Annotated in this window: 21 protein-coding genes; 11 read left to right on the forward strand and 10 right to left on the reverse strand. The window is 62.6% G+C overall.

Annotated elements, in window-relative coordinates:
- Window positions 1–175 precede the first annotated feature (175 nt).
- The 3 genes from PFEN_RS09695 to PFEN_RS09705 form a co-directional block, all read right to left on the reverse strand.
- On the reverse strand, window positions 176–1,075 hold the full coding sequence (locus tag PFEN_RS09695; RefSeq protein WP_191486622.1) for a hydroxymethylglutaryl-CoA lyase: 900 nt from the start codon (window positions 1,073–1,075) through the stop codon (window positions 176–178).
- Window positions 1,076–1,257: 182 nt separating this feature from the next.
- Window positions 1,258–1,659 (reverse strand): MerR family transcriptional regulator, encoded by a 402-nt coding sequence (locus tag PFEN_RS09700; protein ID WP_191486623.1) that lies wholly within the window; start codon window positions 1,657–1,659, stop codon window positions 1,258–1,260.
- Window positions 1,660–1,906: 247 nt separating this feature from the next.
- A complete protein-coding gene (locus PFEN_RS09705) occupies window positions 1,907–2,836 on the reverse strand; it encodes a LysR family transcriptional regulator (RefSeq protein ID WP_191486624.1) in 930 nt (309 codons plus the stop codon).
- A 151-nt stretch (window positions 2,837–2,987) separates the two neighbouring features.
- Here PFEN_RS09705 and PFEN_RS09710 point away from each other — a divergent pair, with 151 nt between their 5' ends.
- A complete protein-coding gene (locus PFEN_RS09710; protein ID WP_191486625.1) occupies window positions 2,988–4,217 on the forward strand; it encodes an acyl-CoA dehydrogenase in 1,230 nt (409 codons plus the stop codon).
- A 204-nt stretch (window positions 4,218–4,421) separates the two neighbouring features.
- Here PFEN_RS09710 and PFEN_RS09715 read toward each other — a convergent pair whose 3' ends face one another.
- Window positions 4,422–5,756 carry a substrate-binding domain-containing protein gene (locus PFEN_RS09715; RefSeq protein WP_191486626.1) on the reverse strand — a complete coding sequence of 445 codons (1,335 nt, stop codon included), beginning with the start codon at window positions 5,754–5,756 and terminating at the stop codon, window positions 4,422–4,424.
- A gap of 170 nt (window positions 5,757–5,926) precedes the next feature.
- Window positions 5,927–6,739 (reverse strand): exodeoxyribonuclease III, encoded by an 813-nt coding sequence (xthA, locus tag PFEN_RS09720; RefSeq protein WP_191486627.1) that lies wholly within the window; start codon window positions 6,737–6,739, stop codon window positions 5,927–5,929.
- A gap of 136 nt (window positions 6,740–6,875) precedes the next feature.
- Here xthA and PFEN_RS09725 point away from each other — a divergent pair, with 136 nt between their 5' ends.
- The 3 genes from PFEN_RS09725 (at window position 6,876) to PFEN_RS09735 (ending at window position 12,989) form a co-directional block, all read left to right on the forward strand.
- On the forward strand, window positions 6,876–7,526 hold the full coding sequence (locus PFEN_RS09725; RefSeq protein WP_191486991.1) for a GNAT family N-acetyltransferase: 651 nt from the start codon (window positions 6,876–6,878) through the stop codon (window positions 7,524–7,526).
- A gap of 88 nt (window positions 7,527–7,614) precedes the next feature.
- Complete coding sequence (locus tag PFEN_RS09730) at window positions 7,615–9,324, forward strand: autotransporter assembly complex protein TamA (RefSeq protein WP_412071420.1); 1,710 nt, start codon at window positions 7,615–7,617, stop codon at window positions 9,322–9,324.
- A complete protein-coding gene (locus PFEN_RS09735; RefSeq protein WP_191486629.1) occupies window positions 9,321–12,989 on the forward strand; it encodes a translocation/assembly module TamB domain-containing protein in 3,669 nt (1,222 codons plus the stop codon). Before PFEN_RS09730 ends, PFEN_RS09735 begins: the two co-directional genes overlap by 4 nt.
- A gap of 156 nt (window positions 12,990–13,145) precedes the next feature.
- Here PFEN_RS09735 and PFEN_RS09740 read toward each other — a convergent pair whose 3' ends face one another.
- A complete protein-coding gene (locus tag PFEN_RS09740) occupies window positions 13,146–14,141 on the reverse strand; it encodes an aldo/keto reductase (protein WP_191486630.1) in 996 nt (331 codons plus the stop codon).
- 106 nt (window positions 14,142–14,247) lie between these two features.
- Between PFEN_RS09740 and PFEN_RS09745 the strand changes: the two genes are divergently transcribed.
- The gene (locus PFEN_RS09745) at window positions 14,248–15,159 is read left to right on the forward strand and encodes a LysR family transcriptional regulator (RefSeq protein WP_191486631.1); all 912 of its coding nucleotides are present in this window, start codon (window positions 14,248–14,250) and stop codon (window positions 15,157–15,159) included.
- Between the two features lie 156 nt (window positions 15,160–15,315).
- Here the strand turns inward: PFEN_RS09745 and PFEN_RS09750 are convergent, their stop codons facing one another.
- Window positions 15,316–15,456, reverse strand: coding sequence for a hypothetical protein (locus PFEN_RS09750; protein WP_191486632.1), 141 nt, complete (start codon window positions 15,454–15,456; stop codon window positions 15,316–15,318).
- A gap of 167 nt (window positions 15,457–15,623) precedes the next feature.
- On the opposite strand from PFEN_RS09750, the gene PFEN_RS09755 reads away from it, so the two are divergent.
- Complete coding sequence (locus tag PFEN_RS09755; RefSeq protein WP_191486633.1) at window positions 15,624–15,812, forward strand: hypothetical protein; 189 nt, start codon at window positions 15,624–15,626, stop codon at window positions 15,810–15,812.
- A gap of 2 nt (window positions 15,813–15,814) precedes the next feature.
- Here PFEN_RS09755 and PFEN_RS09760 read toward each other — a convergent pair whose 3' ends face one another.
- On the reverse strand, window positions 15,815–16,222 hold the full coding sequence (locus tag PFEN_RS09760; RefSeq protein ID WP_191486634.1) for a fe2+ zn2+ uptake regulation protein: 408 nt from the start codon (window positions 16,220–16,222) through the stop codon (window positions 15,815–15,817).
- A 317-nt stretch (window positions 16,223–16,539) separates the two neighbouring features.
- On the opposite strand from PFEN_RS09760, the gene PFEN_RS09765 reads away from it, so the two are divergent.
- A complete protein-coding gene (locus PFEN_RS09765) occupies window positions 16,540–17,466 on the forward strand; it encodes a carbon-nitrogen hydrolase family protein (protein ID WP_191486635.1) in 927 nt (308 codons plus the stop codon).
- Here PFEN_RS09765 and PFEN_RS09770 read toward each other — a convergent pair whose 3' ends face one another.
- Window positions 17,467–18,009, reverse strand: coding sequence for a GNAT family N-acetyltransferase (locus PFEN_RS09770; RefSeq protein ID WP_191486636.1), 543 nt, complete (start codon window positions 18,007–18,009; stop codon window positions 17,467–17,469).
- A gap of 158 nt (window positions 18,010–18,167) precedes the next feature.
- Between PFEN_RS09770 and PFEN_RS09775 the strand changes: the two genes are divergently transcribed.
- The 4 genes from PFEN_RS09775 (at window position 18,168) to zapE (ending at window position 21,244) form a co-directional block, all read left to right on the forward strand.
- Window positions 18,168–18,983, forward strand: a complete 816-nt coding sequence (locus PFEN_RS09775; RefSeq protein WP_191486637.1) for an OmpA family protein — start codon at window positions 18,168–18,170, stop codon at window positions 18,981–18,983.
- Window positions 18,984–18,998: 15 nt separating this feature from the next.
- Window positions 18,999–19,640 (forward strand): hypothetical protein, encoded by a 642-nt coding sequence (locus tag PFEN_RS09780; protein WP_191486638.1) that lies wholly within the window; start codon window positions 18,999–19,001, stop codon window positions 19,638–19,640.
- Between the two features lie 82 nt (window positions 19,641–19,722).
- Entirely contained in the window at window positions 19,723–20,064 is a 342-nt protein-coding gene (locus PFEN_RS09785) for a nuclear transport factor 2 family protein (RefSeq protein ID WP_191486639.1), read from the forward strand.
- A 49-nt stretch (window positions 20,065–20,113) separates the two neighbouring features.
- Window positions 20,114–21,244, forward strand: coding sequence for a cell division protein ZapE (zapE, locus tag PFEN_RS09790; protein WP_191486640.1), 1,131 nt, complete (start codon window positions 20,114–20,116; stop codon window positions 21,242–21,244).
- Here the strand turns inward: zapE and PFEN_RS09795 are convergent.
- A complete protein-coding gene (locus tag PFEN_RS09795) occupies window positions 21,216–22,469 on the reverse strand; it encodes an MgtC/SapB family protein (RefSeq protein WP_191486641.1) in 1,254 nt (417 codons plus the stop codon). The genes zapE and PFEN_RS09795 overlap by 29 nt on opposite strands.
- Between the last annotated feature and the right edge of the window lie 90 nt (window positions 22,470–22,559).

Consider the following 22,559-nt stretch of genomic DNA (forward strand, 5'->3'; position numbering starts at 1 on the left):
TTTGCTGCTTTTTATTCTTGTTATGCAAGAGATATAGCAGGTGGCGTGCCAACTTTTTAAAACCCTTTAAAATCAATGGGTTGATATTTTTCGGGAGCCACCGGCCAAGGGCGAAGTGGTGAATCTGTTTCCGTGTTACTCGTTTGTGTTTCCAAACGGTAACACCCGGACACATTCATCCCGCCTGCCGGGCCTTGGCGACCCGTGAGCCAGTAACACGTCCCAGCACGGCACAGATTTCCTCGCCGGCGAGGATCAGCCGATCCAGGTCGACACCGGTGTCGATGCCCAGGCCGTTGAGCATATAGAGCACGTCTTCGGTGGCGACGTTACCGCTGGCGCCCTTGGCATAGGGGCAGCCGCCGAGGCCGGCGACGGAGCTGTCGAAGACCTGGATGCCTTCGAGCAGGCTGGCGTAGAGATTGGCCATGGCCTGGCCGTAGGTGTCGTGGAAGTGTCCGGCGAGCTTCTCCCGGGGCACATGGGCCGAGACGACCTCGAACATCCGACGGGTGGCGCCCGGCGTGCCGGTGCCGATGGTGTCGCCCAGGGACACTTCGTAGCAGCCCATGGTGTACAGCTCGCGGGCCACGACCGCGACCTGCTCGGCGGCGACCGGACCTTCATAGGGGCAGCCGAGTACGCAGGATACGTAACCGCGCACCGTCACGCCGTGCTGGCGGGCGGCTTCCATGATCGGCACGAAACGTTCCAGGCTCTCACTGATGGAGCAGTTGATATTGCGCTGGGAAAAGGCTTCGGAAGCGGCGGCGAACACCGCCACCTCCTTGACCCCGGCGGCCAGCGCATCTTCGAAGCCGCGCAGGTTGGGGGCGAGGGCGCCGTAGGTGACGCCGGGTTTGCGTTGGATACGGGCAAAGACTTCGGCGGAGCCGGCCATCTGCGGCACCCATTTGGGTGAGACGAAGCTACCGACTTCGATGTAACCCAGGCCGGCGTCGGTGAGGCGGTCGACCAGGCGGACCTTGTCGGCCACGCTGATGGGTTGGGCTTCGTTCTGCAGGCCGTCGCGGGGGCCGACTTCGATCAGGCGTACGTGGGTGGGCAATGACATGGCGGTACCTTGTGCAAAGAGGTGGTCTGACGCGCTCCCCTGTAGGAGCCAGCTTGCTGGCGATGAGGCCCTCAAACCCTGCGCGGCCTGTACGGACGCTATCACCAGCAAGCTGGCTCCTACAGGGGGTGTTGTGTTCACATTACAAGACTGCGTGACGGGGATGGCTGTCGCTGGAGTGCCTAAGGAACTTCGGCGGTCTGGGTTTCCAGGGTCTGCAGGGCCATCTGGCAGCGCTCCTCGGCGGTGTCGAGTTCCAGTTGCATCTGCTCGATATCCAGCAGTTGCTGCTCCAACTGCGCCCGGCGCTCGGTGATTTTCGCCAGCATGCTGTTGAGCTGCTTCTGGTTGCCGCTGGTGGGGTCGTAGAGTTCGATCAGCTCGCGGCACTCGGCCAGGGAAAAACCGATGCGCTTGCCGCGCAGGATCAGTTTCAGGGTGACCTTGTCCCGCGCCGTGTAGATCCGCTCCAGGCCCCGGCGTTCAGGGCTGAGCAGACCTTGCTCTTCATAGAAGCGGATGGCCCGGGTGGTGATGTCGAGCTCGCGGGCGAGGTCGGAGATGCTGTAGGTCTGGCTGCTCATGAAAGCGCTCGAGAAAGGTCATGGCGCTAAGCTAAAGGCTGCTTGACGTATACGTCAAGCTCGCCGGCAATAAGCGGTTAACCTTGTGGCGAGCGGGCTTGTCGGAACGCCGCACCGCCGCTCTGGGCTGCGAAGCGGCCCTGAAATCAACGGTCTCATTGTGTCAGGTGGAACGCAGTCGCAGGTTCTAGGGCTGCTTCGCAGCCCAACGCGGGCAAGCCCGCTCGCCACAAGGTCGGCGGTGTTTTCAGGCCTTGTCGAGTTTCTTCTCATGGGCGGTGACCTGTTGGCACAGCTCGATCATCTGCTCGCGCATCCAGCGGTTGGCCGGGTCCTGGTCGGTGCTTTCATGCCAGTAGAGGTGGGTTTCCACCGCTGGCACGTCGTTGACCGGCAGCGGGAAGTAATGCAGGTCATGCCGGCGGGCGAAGCGTTCCGGCACGGTCATGACCATATCGGTCTGCTGCAGCACCTGCGAGGCCATCAAATAATGTTGCGAGCGCAGGGCGATCTTGCGCTGGATGCCCATCTTGCCCAGGGCCAGGTCGACATAGCCGAGGCCGTTGCGTCGGCTGGAGATATGGATGTGGGTCAGCCCCAGGTAGTCATCCAGGGTCAGCTTGTCCTTGCCCGCCAACGGATGGGCCTTGCGCATGGCACAGACATAGCGGTCTTCCATCAGCTTGACATGGCGTACCTGCGGGTCGGTGTTGAGCGGCGCGTCGACGGCGAAGTCGATGCGCCCGGCGGCCAGCTCCTTGGTGGTCTCGCGGCGCTTGGAGAGGAAACTCTCGATCACCACCGTCGGTGCCAGGCGGCGCAGGCGCTGGAACAGCGGCGGCAGGATCACCGCCTCGGTCAGGTCGGTCATGCTGATGCGGTAGGTCTTGTTCGCCTGCAACGGGTTGAAGATCCGGCTTTCCTGGACCGAGATGCGCAGCAGCGAGAGGGCGTTGCGCACCGGGCCGATGATGTTCTGGGCCATCGGGGTGGGCACCATGCCCTGGGCGGTACGCACGAACAGCGGGTCGTTGAAGGTCTCGCGCAAGCGGGCCAGGGCGTTGGACACCGCCGGCTGGGTGATGCCGACGATCTGCCCGGCACGGGTCAGGTTGGCTTCGGTATAGATGGCGTCGAAGACGATGAAAAGGTTGAGGTCGACCTTGCTCAGATTCATTTCGCGGCGCTCTTATTGTTAGGGTTCGATCGGCCGATCATATATCGGTGATGAATGTTAATACACGCCGAGAATAGCTTTGGTAAATTTTCGTAGCTGAACTAGCATCGATTCCATGACCCCGACCACCTCCTCAAGAAGGTAGCTGCCCATGGATTTCGCCTACTCGCCCAAGGTTCAGGAATTGCGTGAACGCGTGACCGCGTTCATGGACGCTTATGTGTATCCGGCCGAACCGGTATTCGAACGTCAGGTCGCCGAGGGTGATCGCTGGCAGCCCACCGCGATCATGGAAGAGCTCAAGGCTCGCGCCAAGGCCGAAGGTCTGTGGAACCTGTTTCTGCCGGAGTCCGAGCTGGGCGCCGGGCTGACCAACCTGGAATACGCACCCCTGGCGGAAATCATGGGCCGCTCGCTGCTCGGGCCGGAGCCGTTCAACTGCTCGGCGCCGGACACCGGCAATATGGAAGTGCTGGTGCGTTATGCCAATGAAGAACAGAAACAGCGTTGGCTGGAGCCGCTGTTGCGTGGTGAGATCCGTTCCGCGTTCGCGATGACCGAGCCCGACGTGGCCTCGTCCGATGCCACCAACATGGCCGCCCGCGCCGAGCGCCAGGGCGATGAGTGGGTGATCAACGGCAAGAAGTGGTGGACGTCCGGCGCTTGCGATCCGCGCTGCAAGATTCTGGTGTTCATGGGCCTGAGCAACCCGGATGCCCCGCGTCACCAGCAGCACTCGATGATCCTGGTGCCGGTGGACGCGCCCGGGGTGAAGATTGTCCGGCCGTTGCCGGTGTTCGGTTACGACGATGCGCCCCACGGCCACGCCGAGGTGCTGTTCGAGAATGTACGGGTGCCTTATGAGAACGTGCTGCTGGGCGAGGGGCGTGGTTTCGAGATCGCCCAGGGCCGCCTTGGCCCGGGCCGGATTCACCACTGCATGCGTTCCATCGGCATGGCCGAGCGGGCGCTGGAGCTGATGTGCAAGCGTGCGGTCAACCGTACTGCGTTCGGCCGGCCGTTGGCCCGCCTGGGGGGCAATATCGACAAGATCGCCGACTCGCGGATGGAGATCGATATGGCGCGCCTGCTGACTTTGAAGGCGGCCTTCATGATGGACACCGCCGGCAACAAGGTGGCGAAAAGCGAGATCGCCCAGATCAAGGTGGTGGCGCCGAACGTGGCGTTGAAGGTGATCGACCGGGCTATTCAGATCCACGGTGGGGCCGGGGTATCCAACGACTTCCCGTTGGCCTATATGTATGCCATGCAGCGCACCTTGCGCCTGGCCGACGGCCCGGATGAAGTGCACCGGGCGGCGATCGGCAAGTATGAGATCGGCAAGTATGTGCCGCGCGAGATGATGCGCTCGGAACGCTAGGTAAGCAGTAAAGGCGACATGAAGGGAACGCGCTCTTGTGGCGAGCGGGCTTGCCCGCGCTGGGGGGCGAAGCCGCCCTGAAGCCAATGAATGCGGTGTCTCAGGGCGAACACGGTGATAGATTTTGGGGCCGCTTCGCGGCCCAGCGCGGGCAAGCCCGCTCGCCACAAAGTTCGGCCAGCTCCGAGATTGTTGTCAGGCACCTCAATAAACCCAGACCTCGACCCGGCGGTTCTTGATACGGCCTTCATCGGCGGTGTTGGCCGCCACTGGCCGCTGCGCGCCGAGGCCCTGGATGTCGCGAAACACCACGCCGCCTTTTACCAGTTCCCGGCGCACCGCCATCGCCCGCAGCTTGGACAGCAGGGCCGCGCGGGCCGGATCGTTCTTGGCATCGCCAAAACCGACCAGGGTCACCTGCTTGTTCAGCTTGCCCTGGGCCCGCAGGTACTCCAGCACCCGCAGCACATCCTGGCGTGCCTTGTTGTCCAGGCTGGCGCTGCCTTCCTCGAAGCGAAAGTTCACGGACAGTCGCTGAGCCTCTTTCGCCAGTGCCTGATATTCCGCTGACATCGACGGGTCGGCAAGCACCGGCATGGCTTGCACCGTCTGTGCGACAAAGCCGTTGCTGGCGACAATCGCCTGGCCCGCCGGGCTTTGCACGAAGCGCACCAGGGACGCGGCCCAAGGATTCTGACGGTTGGGCGGCAGGTAGAAGAACAGCCGTCGCGACAGCGGATAATCCTCGGTGGCGATCAGGCTGGCGAGCGGCAGCATCGCTTGCGAACCACCGTCGACGATGGCCACGGCCTTGGCCTGGCGGACATAAGGCAGACCGATGAAGCCGATACCCTGGTGATCCTGGCTCACCGCGTCGGACAACTGTTCGCTGGATTCGAAACGCTTCGCGCCGTTGGCCAGGGATTTGCCGCGGCGGGCCAGGACCAGGTCCTTGAAGGTGTCCCAGGTACCGGACTTTTCGTCGCGGGCATAGAGATGGATGGCGCCACCGATACCACCCAGCTCTTCCCAGGTTCTCACTTCGCCGGAAAAGATTCGCGCCAGGTCTTCGGTATTCAGTTGGCTCAACGGGTTTTGCGGATGAAGGATAATGGCCACGCCGTCGATGGCGATCACTTGCTCGGCCTCGGGGCTCTTCAGGTCGCCGAGGCCGGCGAGGTCCAGCAGCTCCGCGTCCTTGATCGGGCGCGAAGATGCAGCCAGGTCCGCGGTACCGGCTTTCAGGGCGCTGAAACCGGTGCTGGAACCATGCGCGGCGACTTCGACCCGGACCCGTCGACCCTGCTCGGTGGTGGCAAGCACGCGCTGCTCGTTGTCCTTGCCAGTATTGGCCAGGTGCACGCCATTCAGGCCTTGTTCCTCGAGCCAGCCCTTGACCAGCGCCGGTCCGAGGTTGGCACCGATGGTGTTGGAGCCCTGGATACGCAGCGCCGGGCCCTCGTCGGGCGAGGCGGGCAAGGCGGCCAGGGTCAGGGCGGGGAGGCTGCAAAGGATCAGCAGTGAGAGCGCGCGCAGCATGGGGCCTGCACCTTTAATGGGTCAAAGTGCTGCGAGAATGAGTCAGAAAGGTTACAGCTGGATGACAGGGTAGGGGGTGTCCGCTGAGGTGATGGCGCCTGTTCCGGCCTCTTCGCGGCGGTCCGGTGTCCCGGACCGCCGCGAAGAGGCCCTCAAGGTCGAACGCCGAATCAGCCCAGTTCCAGCCAGATCGGGGCGTGGTCGGAAGGTTTCTCCATGCCGCGCAATTCATAGTCGACCCCACCGGCCTTGACCCGTGGCAGCAAACCATTCGAGGCCATGATCACGTCGATGCGCAGGCCACGCTTGGGCTCGTCTTCGAAACCACGGCTGCGATAATCGAACCAGCTGAACCGGTCGCTCACCTCGGGGTGCAGGTGCCGGAAGCTGTCCACCAACCCCCAGTTCTTCAGGCGGGCCAGCCATTCACGTTCTTCCGGCAGGAAGCTGCACTTGCCGGTTTTCAGCCAGCGCTTGGCGTTGTCGGCACCGATGCCGATATCGCAGTCTTCCGGGGAAATATTGATATCGCCCATCACCACCAGCGGCTGGTCCTGCTTGAAGCGGCTTTCCAGCAACTGTTGCAGCTCCTGGTAGAAGCGTTCCTTGGCCGGGAACTTGGTCGGATGGTCGCGGCTTTCGCCCTGGGGGAAGTAGCCATTCATGATGGTTACCGGCGTGCCGTTTTCATCGGCGAAGGTGCCCCAGATGAAACGCTTCTGGGCCTCCTCGTCGTCGTTCTCGAAGCCCTTGTGCAGGCTCAGCGGCGCCCGGCGCGACAGTAGCGCCACGCCGTAATGGCCTTTCTGGCCGTGAAAGTGCACGTGGTAACCGAGGGCTTCGACTTCGCTCTGGGGAAACTGCTCGTCGGAAACCTTGGTTTCCTGCAGGCCGATGACGTCCGGCTGGTGCTTCTCGATCAGCGCCGCCAACTGATGGGGCCGGGCGCGCAGGCCGTTGATGTTGAACGAGACGATCTTCATGGGCGGCAATCCTGGCAAAACAGCGATGCTAGCCGACAAGTCCGGCGACGGCCAGTATGGCGGGAGTACCGATGCGCTGCTAACGTTGCTGTCAGATCGTTGCGACAGCACGCCGCGACCAGGGAGATTGATCGTCATGCCGGATCTGCCAGAGATCAGCGCCCAAATCCATATGCTCGACGGTGGTTATTCACGCGAAGCGCGCTCCCTGCTGTACCAGGCCTATCGGCATGAGCCGACCTTCGCCTATCTGTTCGAGGCCGAGCGCCCGGGCTACGAGCAGCGGGTCCGGGCCACGGTGCGCGAGCGGGTCAAGCAACACTTTCTCGAAGATCTGCCCGCCATCGGGCTGCTGGTCAACGACCGCCTGATCGGCATCGCGCTGATCGCTCCGCCACAACGCCGCCTGGACATCACCGAAAGCTGGGTCTGGCGCATGCGCATGCTGTTGACTACCGGCTTTCGCTGTACCCGCCGTTACCTGGAGTACCAGCAGGCGGTGCTCGCCTGCCTGCCGTCGGGGTCGGTGCATGTGCTGCCGTTACTGGGTATCCACCCGCAGTTCCAGGGCCAGCACTATGGCGAACAATTGCTGATGGCGGTGCATAACTGGTGTGCCGGGGACCCGAACTCCCAGGGCGTGGTGCTCGATACCGGCAACCCGCGCTACCTGGAGTTCTACAAGCGTCAGGGCTACGAGGAGATCGGCGAAGTGGCCGTGGGACCGATCCGCGAGCATGTGTTTTACCACTCCAACCCGCAGATGTTACAAACAGCAATGGCTTGACTGTCGAACTTTCCGGTCGGTTTCGCGTTCTATGACGGCCCTAACCCAGCCCGTGATAGCATCCGCGCCTATGATGTTTTCCAAGAAAATGACCGGCGGTTTGCTTGTGCTCTGTTGCAGCATGGCGGCCCTGGCGCAAAGTGAACTCGATGTACGGGTCAAGCCGGCGAATGACGAGTTGAAAGCCAATGTGGAAGGCTACATTGGCAGCTTGGGTAATCGTGGTGAGAATGCCTTGCGGCGCTTCAGCCGTGGCGCCCAGGAGCAGGCACGCAAGGCCGCGCAGGCGCTCGGCTATTATCAGCCGCAGATCGAGAGCGAAGTCGAAGCTGGCAAGACGCCACGGCTTATTCTCACCATCGACCCCGGCGAACCCGTGCACCTGCGTAATGTCACCGTGCGCATCGATGGTCCGGCCGCCAACCTCAAGGCCTTCCGGGTTCCCCAAAGTGACACCCTCAAACCCGGTGCCGTGCTCAACCATGGGCACTACGAGGATGCCAAGCGCCTGATCCTCAACCAGGCCTCGCGTTATGGTTTTTTCAGCGGACGGTTCATCAGCCAGAAGCTGGTCGTCGATCCCCAGGCGGGCATCGCCGATATCGAGCTGATCTATTCCAGTGGTCCGCGTTATGCCCTTGGCCCGGTGCATTTCGCCGGTGATACCCCTTTCGACGAAGACCTGCTGCACCGCATGGTGCCGTTCAAGCCCGGTACCCCTTACGATTCCGAGCTGATTGCCGAACTCAACCAGGCCCTGCAAGCAAGTGGCTACTTCGAAGGCGTGCGGGTAGACGCGGCACCGCCAGCGGCCAAGGATCAGGTGATCCCGGTCGAGGTCCGGCTCGATACCCGCAAGCCGCGCACCATGGGTTTGGGCCTGGGCTATTCGACCGATGTCGGGCCCCGCGTCAAGGCCAACTGGACCCGCCACTGGGTCAACGCCAAGGGTGACAGCTACGGCATCGAAAGCGAGGTTTCCGCGCCGCGGCAGAATATCGGCCTCTGGTATGACCGGCCGCTGGATCCGCCGCTCACCGACAAGCTGCGCTGGGCCGCCGGCTATCAGTACGAAGAAATTTCCAACACCGACAGCTTGAGCAAGTTGCTCACCGTCGGCCCGGAATGGCACAGCAAACTGCCCAGCGGCTGGCAGCGGGTGATCTCGCTCAAGTGGCAGCGCGAGGAGTATCGCCTTGGCGACGATTCGGGCCTGAGTACCTTGCTGATGCCAGGTATCAGTTACTCCTACCTGCGCAGCGACAACCGCATCGATCCGCACAACGGCTATCGCTTGCAGTTCGATAGCAAGGTCGCCAAGGAAGGGTTGGGCTCGGACAACAACCTGTTGTACGGCACGGCCATGCTCAAGGGCCTGACCACGCTCTGGGATAACCATCGCTTCCTTGGCCGTATCCAGTTCGGCGGCAGTGCCACCAACGGCTACCAGAGCGTGCCGCCGTCCTTGCGTTTCTTCGCCGGTGGCGACCAGAGCGTGCGCGGTTATGACTACCAGAGCCTGTCTCCGGAAAACGCCGAGGGGGATCGGGTCGGTGGCCGCTACATGGTTGCTGGCAGTCTTGAATACCAATATTCCATTGCCGAGAAATGGCGGGTCGCGACCTTCGTCGACCAGGGCAACTCGTTCAACACCCTGGAGTTGCCGAGCCTCAAGACCGGCGTCGGTATCGGTGTGCGCTGGGTCTCGCCGGTGGGGCCGATCCGTCTCGACCTGGCGCATGCGCTGAACGATCCCGGCGGCATTCGTTTGCACTTTTCCATGGGGCCTGAGTTGTGAAGCGTGGTTTGAAAATACTCGGCCTGGCGCTGGTCTTGCTGATCCTGTTGCTGCTGGTGGCGCTGGGTCTGCTGCTGGGGACCCAGGCCGGTAGTCGTTGGGCGTTGGCGCAAGTCCCTGGCTTGAGCGTGGAAAACTTCCAGGGTCGCCTGGGCGGGCAGTGGAGTGCCGATCATCTGCTCTGGCAACAGGGCGGCGATCGGGTCGAGTTGCAACAACCACGCTTCAATTGGTCGCCACTGTGCCTGACGCACTTGGTGTTGTGTGTCGATCAGTTGGACGTCGAGCGGATCGACCTGCGGTTCGAACCGAGTGCCCCGACCGAGAGCGGACCGCTGAGTTTACCGGCGCTGAAACTGCCGCTGGCGATCGAGTTGCGACAGGTACGCATCGGCAGCTTGTGGCTCGATGGCAGCGAGCAGCTCAAGGCGTTGCAACTGGCCGCGCATTGGACCGCGAAGGGGTTGCGGATCGATACCCTGCATCTGCAGCATGACGACCTGCGCCTGGACCTGTCCGGGCTGTTGCAACCGAGTGGCGACTGGCCGTTGAGCGCCGAGGGCCAGTTGCTGTTGCCGGCTCCGGGCGGCGAGCCCTGGGCCCTGGCGCTGGAAGTGCGCGGCGATCTGCTCAGGACCCTCAAGCTCAAGGCCAACAGCAGCGGTTATCTGCGGGGCCAACTGACGGGCGAGCTGGAGGCCCTGGCCGAGCACCTGCCGGCCCGGGTGCGGATTACCGCCGATGGCTTCAAGGCCAGCGCCGAATTGCCGGATACCCTGCAACTCAACCAGCTTGAACTCACCGGCAGCGGCAATCTGAAAGACGGTTACCAGCTTCAGGGCAAGGCGGTATTACCCGCAGAACAAGGCCCCGTCGACCTGAACCTGCAAGCTCGGGTCGATGCACAGGGCGCCCGGATCGCCGCGCTGGAGCTGACGGCCGATGCCAGGCAGCGGCTGAAACTCAGTGGCGAGCTGGATTGGCGCGAGGGCTTCAGTGCCGACGCCAAGGTCGACTGGCTGGACTTCCCCTGGCGGCGTCTGTACCCGTTGCTCGATGAGCCAGCGGTCAAGGCGCGGACCCTGGTCGGCGAAGTGCATTACCGCGACGGCAACTATCTGGGTTATGTCCAGGCCGACCTCGACGGTCCGGCGGGCAAGTTCAGTGTGCTGACGCCGTTCAGCGGCGACCTGAAACAGATTGCCCTGCCGCAGCTCGAACTGACGGCGGGGCAGGGCAAGGCCAGCGGACACCTGAATCTGCAATTCGCCGATGGCATCGCCTGGGACACCGCGCTGGACTTGAGCGCGTTCAACCCGGCGTACTGGCTGGCGGAGCTGCCCGGAACCCTGGCCGGGCAGTTGCGGAGCCAGGGCGAGTTGAAGAACCAGCAGTTGAGCCTGCAAGCTGCTCTCGACCTCAAGGGCAAACTGCGTGGGCAGCCGGCACTGCTCCAGGCCAAGGCCAGCGGAAAGGCTGAGCAATGGACCCTGGGAGCCCTGGATATCCGCCTGGGCGACAATCGCATCCAGGGCCATGGCAGCCTGCAACAACGCCTGGCCGGGCAACTCGACCTCAACCTGACGCGCCTCGGCCAGCTCTGGCCGCGGTTGCGCGGGCAAGTCAAAGGGCGAGTCGATCTCGCCGGCAGCCTCAAGGCGCCGCAGGGCAAGGTCAGCCTGCATGGCCAGCAACTGCTGTTCGCCGATAACCGCCTGCAAGACCTCAGCCTCGAGGCCAATCTCGACAGCGCCCAACGTGGCCAGCTCGACCTCAAGGGCGAGGGTATCCAGGTCGGCGACACGGCCCTGGGCACGCTGACCTTGCACGGACAGGGCGATCTCAAGCGCCAGCAGGCGCAACTCGATCTGCAAGGCCCACTGCTGAAACTGGCCCTTGGCCTGGAGGGCGGACTCGACAAGGGCAATTGGCGCGGGCGCCTGGTTTCGGGCGATGTACAGAGCGGTGGCCAGGACTGGAAACTGCAGAACCCGGCGAAACTCGAATACCTCACCGATGGTCGGCTGAACTTCGGCGGGCACTGCTGGTTGTCGGGCCCGGCCAGCCTGTGCGGCGAGGACCAGCGGCTGATGCCCGAGCCGCGCTTGCGTTATCACCTCAAGCAGTTTCCCCTGGAAAGCCTGGCGCAATGGTTGCCTCGCGATTTCGCCTGGCAGGGCCGGCTCAATGCCGAGCTGCAACTGGACCTGCCGGCCAGCGGGCCCAAGGGCCAGATCATGATCGATGCCAGCGGCGGTACGCTGCGCATGCGCGAACGGCGCAAATGGCTGGACTTCCCCTACGAGACCCTCAAGCTCACCAGCAACCTGAGCCCGCGGCGGGTCGACACGGTTCTGGATTTTCGCGGCGGCAAGCTCGGCGAACTGATGCTCCAGGCGCAGATCAATCCCCTGGCGAAGAACAAACCGCTGAGCGGCGACTTCCGCCTCAGTGGCCTGGACCTCGGCGTGGCCCGGCCTTTCGTGAAAAAGGTCGATACACTGGCCGGTCGCCTGGATGGCAGCGGGCGCTTGTCCGGCAGCTTGCTGGCGCCCCAGGTCAACGGCAGCCTGACCCTGAGTGGTGGCGAGATCTCCGGGGCGCAAGTGCCCACCGCGGTCAAGGACTTGCGGGTGCGGGCGCGGATTGCCGGGGAGCACGTCGAGCTCGACGGCAGTTGGACCGGCGGTGACGCCGGGCACGGCAGCCTGGCCGGGCACATCGATTGGACCGATGCGTTGCAACTGGAGTTGGCGATCAAGGGCTCGCAGTTGCCGATCAACGTCGAACCTTATGCCACGCTGGAAGTCGCGCCGGACCTGACGCTGTCGATGCAGGCTGACAAGCTGGCGATTGTTGGCAAGGTGCATGTGCCCAAGGGCGCGATCATCGTGCGCGAGCTGCCGCCGTCGACGGTCAAGGTCTCGGAAGACACCGTGATCGTTGGCCAGCAGACCGACGCGGGCAAGCCGCTGGCGATGTCCATGGATATCGACGTGCTGGTGGGCGAGGACAAGCTCAGTTTCAACGGTTTCGGCCTGACCGCCGACTTGCAGGGGCAGGTGCATATTGGTGACAACCTCGACACCCGTGGTGAGTTGCGCCTCAATGACGGACGTTACAGCGCCTATGGTCAGCGCCTGACCATCCGCCGGGCGCGGTTGCTGTTCGCCGGGCCCATTGACCAGCCGTACCTGGACATCGAGGCGATCCGCCAGACCGGTGACGTGATCGCCGGTATCCGCCTGAGCGGCAATGCCGAGCAACCGACCACGCAGGTTTTCTCGGAACCGGCCATGAGCCAGGAGCAGGCGTTGTCCTACCTGGTCCTGGGGCGACCTTTGAGCACCAATGGCGAAGATAGCAACATGCTGGCCCAGGCGGCGTTGGGCTTGGGTTTGATGGGCAGTTCCGGGGTGACCGGCGATCTGGCGAAGAACCTGGGCATCGAGGATTTTGCCCTCGATACCCAGGGCAGCGGTACCAGCACCGCGGTGGTGGCCAGCGGCAAGATCAGCGAGAAGCTGAGCTTGCGTTACGGCGTTGGAGTGTTCGAACCGGCCAACACCATTGCCTTGCGCTATCTGTTGAGCAAGCGCGTGTACCTGGAGGCGGCGAGTGGCGTGGCCAGTTCCCTGGATATTTTCTACAAGCGCGATTTTTGAGGGACAACTCCCATTTCCCCTGTGGAGGATGGAGCCTGTGTGAGAGTGGCGCTTTTGGGGAGCGGAGCTTGCCCGCGAAGCTTTTAGCGATCTTGAGGGCCCCTTCGCGGGCAAGCTCCGCTCCCACAGGTTCCGCAGCGTTCGACAGTTGAGTTTCTAACGATTGAGACCTTGCATCACCGCCTCCGGATAGCGCGCCCCCATCGTGGCCCCCGCCGGGAAAATCGCCTCCAGGGCCTGCAACTCCGCCGGACTCAGCCTCACCTCCAACGCCGCGACGTTCTCTTCCAGATACTTGCGCTGCTTGGTCCCGGGAATCGGGATCAGGTAGTCGCCCTGGGCCAATACCCAGGCCAACGCCAGTTGTCCGGCCGTCACGCCTTTTTCCGCGGCCAGGGCCTGCACCTGTTCCACCAGCCGCAGGTTGCGGGCGAAGTTCTCGCCCTGGAAACGCGGACTGAAACGGCGATAGTCATCGGCGGCGAAATCCTCCGGGCTTTGCAGGGCCCCGGTGAGGAATCCCCGGCCCAGCGGGCTGTAAGGCACAAAGGCAATCCCGAGGCGCTGGCAGGCGGCCAGGCAGCCATTGTCCTCCTGGTCGCGGCTCCACAGCGAGTACTCGCTTTGCAGGGCGCTGATCGGATGCACCCGGTGCGCCCGCTCCAGGGTCTCGGCCGAGGCCTCGCTCAAGCCCAGGTAACGGACCTTGCCAGCCTTGACCAGCTCGGCCATGGCGCCGACGGTTTCCTCGATGGCCACTTGCGGGTCGATGCGGTGCTGGTAATACAGGTCCAGCGTCTCCACGCCCAGGCGCTTGAGGGTGCCGTCGATGGCCGTGCGAACGTACTCCGGCCGTCCGCTGACCCCCCGGTACGCCGGGTTGGCCGGGTCGCGCAGGATACCGAACTTGCTGGCCAGGAAAACCTGCTCGCGTTTACCGACAATGGCCTGGCCGATCAGTTCTTCGTTGCTGTGGGGGCCGTACATGTCGGCGCTGTCGAGCAGGGTCACGCCCAGTTCCAGGGCTCGATGCAGGGTGGCGATGGCTTCGCGGGTGTCGCTGCCAGTGGTGTAGAAATCGGTCATGCCCATGCAGCCGAGACCGATGGCGGATACTTGCGGGCCGTTCTTGCCCAGTTGACGGGTGTACATGGCGTGAGCTCCTGTGGGATTTCCTGCAGTGTGAACCTCGATAAAATCAAGATAAACTGGCTAAAAACATCATCACTATTCGTATATTCAAAATAATGGAGGGATGATGGATCGCTTCAACGCCATGCGGGTGTTTACCCGTATCGTCGAACTGGGCGGTTTCGCCAAGGCCGCCGACAGCCTGCAAATGCCCAGGGCCTCGGTGACGGTGCTGGTCAAGCAGTTGGAGGCGCATCTGGGGGTGCAATTGCTGCACCGCACCACCCGCCAGGTCAGCGCTACCCTTGACGGCGCGGCCTATTACCAGCGCTGCGTGCGCTTGCTGGCGGACCTGGAGGAGACCGAAGCGGTGTTTTCCGCGGCCCGGCGGAGTCCGCGCGGCACCCTGCGCGTCGACATGCCGGCCGGTATCGGGCGGCTGATCGTGATTCCGGTGTTGCCCGAGTTCACTGCGCGATATCCGCTGATCGAGTTGCAAATCGGTCTGAATGACCGGCCCGTGGACCTGATCCGTGATGGTATCGATTGTGTGCTGCGCGGCGGCGAGGCCCTGGACGATTCGCTGGTGGCCCGACCGTTGGTGCTGGTCGAGCAGGTGACCTGTGCCAGCCCGGCGTATATCGAACGCATGGGCATGCCGACTTCGTTGGCGGCATTGTCGGGGCATCGGATGGTCGAGTATTTTTCCAGTGTGACGGGCAAGCGTTTTGGTCTCGAGTTCCAGCACGCCGGTCAGTTGCAGGCGATCGACTTGCCCAGGCAGCTCTCGGTCAGCAGTGCCGACGGTTACCTGGCGGCCTGTGAAGCCGGCTATGGGTTGGTGCAGATTCCCTACTATCACGTGGTCGAACAACTGCGCGATGGCCGCTTGTGCGAAGTGCTGCCGGATTATCCGCCGCCCGGATTACCCTTGAACGCACTGTATCCACCGCATCGGCAGATGTCGGTGCGGGTGCGGGTATTTGTCGATTGGTTGGTGGAGATCTGTACCCGGCCGGGTACCGGGTTTCGTCGGTGAAGCAGTGGAGTCGAAACGCAAGAAGGGAAATGGCGCGAACTCTGTGGGAGCCAGCTTGCTGGCGATGAGCTCAGTCAGTCTTGCATCGACTATCCGGCGGTCATCGCTGGCAAGCCGGTTCCCACAAAAGCGTGCGCCAACCGTCAGGTACGAATATCAGCGGCGGTAGTAGCCGCCCCCCTCATAGTAACGACGGTCATGATCGTGATCGTGCCAGCCTCCATGGGGAAAAATGATGCAACCGCTCAGGGACATAATGATCAGCAGGGGAATCAGCAGTGTGATTCGACGAAACATGGATAAATCCTCATGGGTGAAGCCGGGAAGCTAAAACATTTCCCCGGCTGTAATATGAGACCCCGTTTGTGTCGTTTCATTCGTCGACCTTTGTCGGTCATTGGTATGCATTCTGATACAAGCTGGATACATTTATCGCTTCAGGCTTCAACTTTCAGGAATAGGCAATGACTCAATCGCAGCGTTTGAAATACTCGATTCTGATTTCCCTGATGGTGCTGGGGATCATGTTCGGGCTGTCCTATCTGCAAAACACCGGGGTCATCAGCGAGAAGCTGTTCCAGTACATCGCCATTGGCGTGGCGGTGGTCGTGGTGGTGATCAACGGTGTGATGCGCCGTAAGGTCAAACCCTGACCTCAGGTGTCGAGATCCGCGGCCTGCGACGCATTATCCTGCTGCTGCAGAGTCGCGGCCGCATCGGCATGCAGGCTGTAGCTTTTGTCCGCGTTGAGCTGCACGACGCCCTCGCTGCACAAGCGCTTGAGCACTTCGCGCACGCTGAGGAAGGACAAGGGAATGCCCAACTCGAGCAAGTAACTGTGAACCCCGCGCACACCCAGCCGACGATTGTCTTGCGCGGCGCTCAGCAGCGCATCGATGACTTTGAGCCGGATCAGGCTGGTGCGCAGACCGAAGTGTTTGAGCAACTGACGGATGCGGTCATTGCTGCCACGTTCGGCAGGTTTGGCCAACATGGCGGCCGAGCTGTAGGAAGGATCGCGTTGCAAAGAATTACCGTCCGTTGACCTGTGCTGGTCGTACATGCAAAAACTCCTTTTCAGAGTCTGATCAGGAATGTGATGTCCGCTCCTTCCGATCAAGACGAGCGGGACGGATAAATCATGAAGCCTTGAATGTAGAAAATTTGTCGGCAGCAAGTCGCAGGCAGGTGATGGCCGCTGGGTGTCAGCTGAATTTTCATGAGACGACCTCGAGCGTCCCTTCCTTTGAAGCCCTTGAACCGATCGCATTTTGTCGGTCTGATATTTATTAAATTAATATTATTCAGTTCTAAAAGTGGCTTTATTCATGATTCGGCCGGCGGCGACAATCGGCGGCACACCTTCATGGAGTTCATGTCATGTCCAAGTCCGTCGTCGCCGCGTTGCAAATCGGTTCCTTGCCAGGTGGCAAGGCTGACACCCTGGAACAGATCCTCGGCTATGAAGCGGCAATCATCGAGTCCGGCGCCTGCCTGGTGGTGATGCCCGAAGCGCTGCTGGGCGGCTACCCCAAGGGCGAAAGCTTCGGTACCCAGTTGGGGTTCCGGCTGCCCGAGGGGCGCGAAGCCTTTGCCCGCTACCACGCCAACGCCATCGATGTGCCGGGCGCCGAGACCGAGGCGCTGGCGCAGTTGTCCGCGCGCACCGGCGCGAGCCTGGTGCTCGGGGTCATCGAGCGCGCGGGTCATACCTTGTATTGCACGGTGTTGTTCTTCGAGCCGCGGGACGGGCTGGTGGCCAAGCACCGCAAGCTGATGCCCACCGGCACCGAGCGGTTGATCTGGGGCAAGGGCGACGGTTCGACCTTGCCGGTGGTGGAGGGCAAGGCCGGGCGTATTGGTTCGGCGGTCTGCTGGGAAAACTACATGCCGCTGCTGCGTACGGCGATGTACGCCAAGGGCGTGGACATCTGGTGCGCGCCGACGGTGGATGAGCGGGAGATGTGGCAGGTGACGATGCGCCATATCGCCTGTGAAGGCCGTTGCTTCGTGATTACCGCCTGCCAGGTTCAGTCGTCACCGCAGGCGTTGGGGATGGAGGTGGCCAATTGGCCGGCGGACCGTCCGTTGATCAACGGTGGCAGCCTGATTGTCGGCCCCCTGGGCGAGGTGCTGGCCGGACCGTTGGTGGGCCAGGCCGGCCTGCTGAGCGCGGAGATCGACACCGAGCAACTGGTCCGCGCCCGCTATGACTTCGATGTGACCGGTCATTACGCCCGCCCGGACGTGTTCGAGTTGCAGGTCGATGAGCGGGCCAAGCCCGGTGTGCGCTTTATCCAGGATTGATCAACGCAACCGCCGCCACTCTTCGCGGCTGATTTCCCAGATGTCACAGGGTAATCGCCCGCTGACGAAGTGACGTTCCTCGCTGCGCACCCAGCGCATGCCCTCGCGCTCCGAGACCCGCCGCGAGGCGAGGTTGAGGGCCGCCTTGGGCACGCGCATCAGGTCGCGGCCCAGGGTTTCGAACCAGTAGGTGGTGACGCAGGCACTGGCTTCACCGATCAGGCCCTGACCCTGCCACTGCGGGGCGAGCCAGAAACCGCGATTGTTGTCGGTTTCCTCCATCAGGCTGATGCAACCGATCATCTGTTCCGGGGTCGTGCGCAAGCGGATCGACCAGTGCCACTCCACGCCGCGCTCGATGGCGGGCAGCGCGACATCACGCAGGTAGTTCAGGGCACCGTCTTCGGGATATGGCCAGGGTACCTGGGCATTGAGAAAACGCACCACCCGCCAATGGGGAAACAGTTGCTGGATGGCCGCGGCATCGGCCAGTTGCAAGGGCTGTAGCAACAGTCGTTCGGTGCTGAGTTCAGGCATATTCATAAGCACATCGGCTTCCTTGTCGAGTGGTACGGAATTTTGACTCTCGAGGTTGTGATCGTCGTTATATTGACGGCTCATAACTATTACCTACACTTGATTATCACCTGCTACAGCATTTTTCGCAGTCCGTTAGTTTTTCCATGTTAAGGAGAAGACAAATGGCTCGCTCGAAAAAGTGGTGGTGGGGTTTACCGTTGCTCGCTTTGCTGTGGTTGGCTGTGAATTGGATAAAAACGCCTGAAGTCGAACAGGATTTGCGGACCCGCGTGGAGAGTGCCAGTGATGGTGCTGCCATGGTTGTCGCCGGGCGTGACGTGACCCTGCCCAATGCAACAAAACCAGCCCATGACGCTGCCGACCAGACCTATGGTGTAAGACAGGTTATCGACAGCCAGGGCAGTCAACCCGTGACGCCGGTCGATGGCAGCTCCGAGCGTCCGCCCGGGCCGGCGCCAGCCATGCCGTCCCCAGCTGTTCCCGAACCCGCGTCCGCACCTGAACCCGCATCGCCCCCGACGACAACGCCTGCCGACGAACCACAAGCCAATCAACCGGGCTCGACCGGGAGTCTCGATGCCAAGGCTTGCGAACAACAGTTTGCCGCGGCGCTGAGTCAATACAAAGTACGGTTCGGCACGGCCCAGGACATCTTGTCAGCGGATTCGAAAGCCGCGCTGGATGCGCTGGTCGCCACCGCCAGGGCGTGTCCCGACGAGCAGATCGAAGTGGATGGCTATACCGACAATACCGGTCAGGCGGACTTCAATCTGGCTCTTTCCACGCGTCGGGCCGAAGCCGTGGTTGCTTATCTGGCACAACATGGCGTCAGCCCGGAACATCTGAAGGCCGTGGGGTTTGGCGAGTCCCATCCGGTGGCGGCCAATGACACGCCCGAAGGTCAGGCGGAAAATCGTCGGATAGAAATGAAGGTGATGGATGACAGTGCCGCAACGCCCCCGACTGATGCTAAATAACCAGGAGAAACCATCATGAGTTATTTACTTGAACAGTACTGGGCCTGGATGCTGCTGGCATTGCTCCTGGGTGTGCTCGTGGGCTGGATCGGCACTCGGGCCGCGGGCGATTCCCGCTGGATTGCCGGCTGGTTGCACTTGGCGTTGTGGGTATTTGCCATCGGTGTGATCGTGGCCTTGCTCAAAGGGTTGCCGGGTCGGGCGGGGCTATGGCTGGAAACCGCCTTGCTGCTGTTCGCCGCCTACCTGGTGGGTTGCTGGCTCAGTGCCTGGGTTCACGGCACGATGGCTGCCGATGCCAGTGCTACCGACGGCGGCTTGAGGCCCGAGGCCAGGGCTACGGCAACCGACGCCGCTGGTGTTGGCAGCCGTCCCCTGGTCATGGAGAAACCCAGTGGCGCGCTCGATAACCTGAAGTTGATTTCCGGTGTCGGCCATAAAAATGAAGCCGTGCTGCACGAGTTGGGCATCTACCGGTTTTCCCAGATTGCCCAATGGACGGAGCCGCAAGTGCACTGGATAGAGCATTACTTCAGCTTTCCAGGCCGGGTCGAGCGCGAAGACTGGCGCGGTCAGGCCAAGATTCTGGCGCAAGGCATTGAAACCGAGTTTGCCAAGCGGGTGAAACGAGGCGAGGTCGACACTTCCGAAGATTAAGGCCGTTGCACTCCTGACAAAAACTGACGGAAGAGTGTTCTAGGATGGCTCCACCTCTTCCCAGCAAGGAGTTGTCAACAGCATGACCACTCAAACTTCGCTGCTCGCCCCGGCCATCGAAGCCTATATCGCCGCCGCCAACGCCCGTGACAGTTCGGCGGTGGCGAGTTTCTTCGCCGAGGACGCGAACGTCTTCGACGAAGGCCATCATCGGGTCGGCCCCCTCGCCATCGCCGAGTGGATGGACGAAACCGCGCGTAAATACCAACCCCGGGTCGAAGTCCTGGATGTGGCGCAACGCACTGGCAAGGTGCTGGTCAAACAACGGGTCTCGGGGACTTTTCCCGGTGGCTCGGTGGAGTTGCGCTACGTGTTCCGGCTCAACGAACAGGGCAAGATCACCCGCTTGGATATTTCCCTCTAGGACAAGCTGGCATACTGCACGGCTCCCGGTTGCGAGCCTGTGCCAAGCCATGACTGCCGATTCTCCCCTGAGCGCCTACCGTGCTGCCGTCGAGCAGCACGGCTTTATCCATGACCAGGCCCAGTGGCGGGCGGTGCAGGCCTTGCAGCGCTGCCACGAGGCGTTGCAGCAGGGCCAGGTCCCCCCCGGCGTTTACCTCTGGGGGCCGGTCGGGCGCGGCAAGACCTGGCTGATGGATCAGTTTCACCAGACCTTGCGCGTACCGTCGCGACGTCAGCATTTCCATCACTTCATGGGCTGGGTTCACCAGCGCTCGTTCCAACTGAGCGGTATCGCCGACCCGTTGCGGGCCTTGGCCCGTGAGCTGGCCGGAGAGGTCCGGGTGCTGTGTTTCGATGAGCTGTTCGTCAACGATATTGGCGATGCGATCATCCTCGGGCGGTTGTTCCAGGTGATGTTCGACGAGGGCGTGGTGATCGTCGCCACCTCCAACCAGCCACCACGGCAGCTCTATGCCGACGGTTTCAACCGCGAGCGCTTTCTACCGGCGATTGCCGCGATCGAGCAACATATGGAGGTGGTGGATGTCGATGGCGCTGAGGACCACCGCCTGCATCCGGGCACCGGGGTGCAGCGTTACTGGGTCGAACCCGAGGGACGGTCGGCAGGACTGGCCGAAGCGTTCCAGGCGTTGACGGCCGGACAGCGGCTATCCAGCGCACCGGTCGCCATGGGCTATCGGACCCTGGCCGTGGTGCGGGCTTCGCCGAGCGTGCTCTGGTGCCGCTATGCCGAGCTGTGCGAGCAGCCCCTGGCCGCCATGGACTTCATGGCGTTGTGTGATAGCTACACGGCGATTTTCCTCAGCGAGGTGCCGAACCTCAGCGCCCGCCAGCGTCCGGGGCGGATTGCCCGCGGCACCGAGGACGCGGCCCGGCGCGTCGATGCCGGCGACCGTGAGCTGCCGCAGTTGTCGATCCACGACGATAGCGTGCGGCGCTTTATCGCCCTGGTGGACGAGTGCTACGACCGCAAGGTGCCGCTGTATATTGCCGCACAAGTGCCGCTGGATGAGCTGTACACCGAAGGCTACCTGGCGTTCCCGTTTCGCCGCACCCTCAGTCGTTTGCGCGAGATGCAGTTGCAGCGCTTCACCCCGACATCAGCCAACCCTGGATAAGGGCGCCGGTCCACAAGGCCAGCAGGATCAGCAACTGGGCCGGCACCACTCGGCGGGCGAAAGCGCCGCCGCCGCTGGACCAGGCCATCACACACTTGGATAGGGTATTGGTGCCGAAGGCCGCCAGAATCGGCCACCGGGCGTTCTCGGCCAGCAGTTGGCCAGATTTGACCAGCGCGGCCACCGACGCCGAGGCCGAGTGCACGTCGGCCAGCCCCCCCAGCATCGATGCGGCAAACAATCCGGAGGCGCCAAATCGAGCCTGCAGGGCGCTGGTCACAAAAAACAGGCCCGAAATGCCGACGACGACCATCAGCGTCAGTTTGAGGTTGAAGGCATGTCCGGTGTTGATCAGCGGGCCGATCTCCGAGTCCGTGGGTTTCATCAGCCGCAGTGCATAGGACAAGGTTACCGCGCTGCCCAGCAGGAAAGGCAACCAGAGCCGGGCAAGGGTGGCCGGGCTGATGGCGCTGAGCACCAGGCCGAGCAGAATCGTCGTGGCCAGGTTCGACAGGATCGCCGCGGTGGCGGCTTGCTGCATGAGTTCGGGTTGCTGGCGCGCCCGACTGCCCATGGCGGCGATGGTCGCGGTGCTTGAGACGAAGCCGGAGGCAATTGCGGCCAGGCTCAATCCATACCGGGCGCCGAGTACCCGGATGGCGATATGCCCCACGGCACCGACACTCATCATCAGTACTGTCAACAGGCAGATCGAGCGTGGGTTGATGGCCTGATAGGGGCCGATGAAGGCGTCAGGCACCTGGGGCATGATCACCAGCGCCGCCGTCGCCAGGATCAGCCCGTCCTTGACTTCGGTTTCGCTCAGTTGATTCAGGGCGAAGCGGTGCAGGCTCTGCCGGAAATTCAGCAACAAGGTCAGGATCACCGCAAGGGCCACCGCCAGGCCGGCCTTGCTGTTGCACAAAGCACCGAGTAGCAGCACCAGCAGCAGGGCGACTCCGGTGGTCATGCCCGGATCCTCGCTGCGCCGTTTGAAGTAGGCCATGCTGGCGAGCAACGCCAGCGCCAGTGTCAGGGCGCTGAGCAGCAGGGGACCGCCGAGCAGCAGGCCGACATAACCGAGCAGGGAGGTCAGGGCGAAGGTGCGCAGGCCGGCGAAACGACGGTCCGCTCCCTCGCCTTTCCGGCGTTCGCGCTCGAACCCGACCAGCAGGCCCAGGCCCAGGGCCGAGGCCAGGTTGGTAGCGTGAGTGAAGGTTTCCATACTGCGGACCCCTGTGTGTTGTCTCAGGGTGAGGTCTATCAGGCCCCCGGTGTTTGATATGCGTCAAGGCCGCTGAAGGGCAGAGCCGTA

Origin of the sequence: Pseudomonas sp. FEN (genome assembly GCF_904067045.1) — a bacterium.
In the GTDB taxonomy this organism is placed as follows: domain Bacteria; phylum Pseudomonadota; class Gammaproteobacteria; order Pseudomonadales; family Pseudomonadaceae; genus Aquipseudomonas.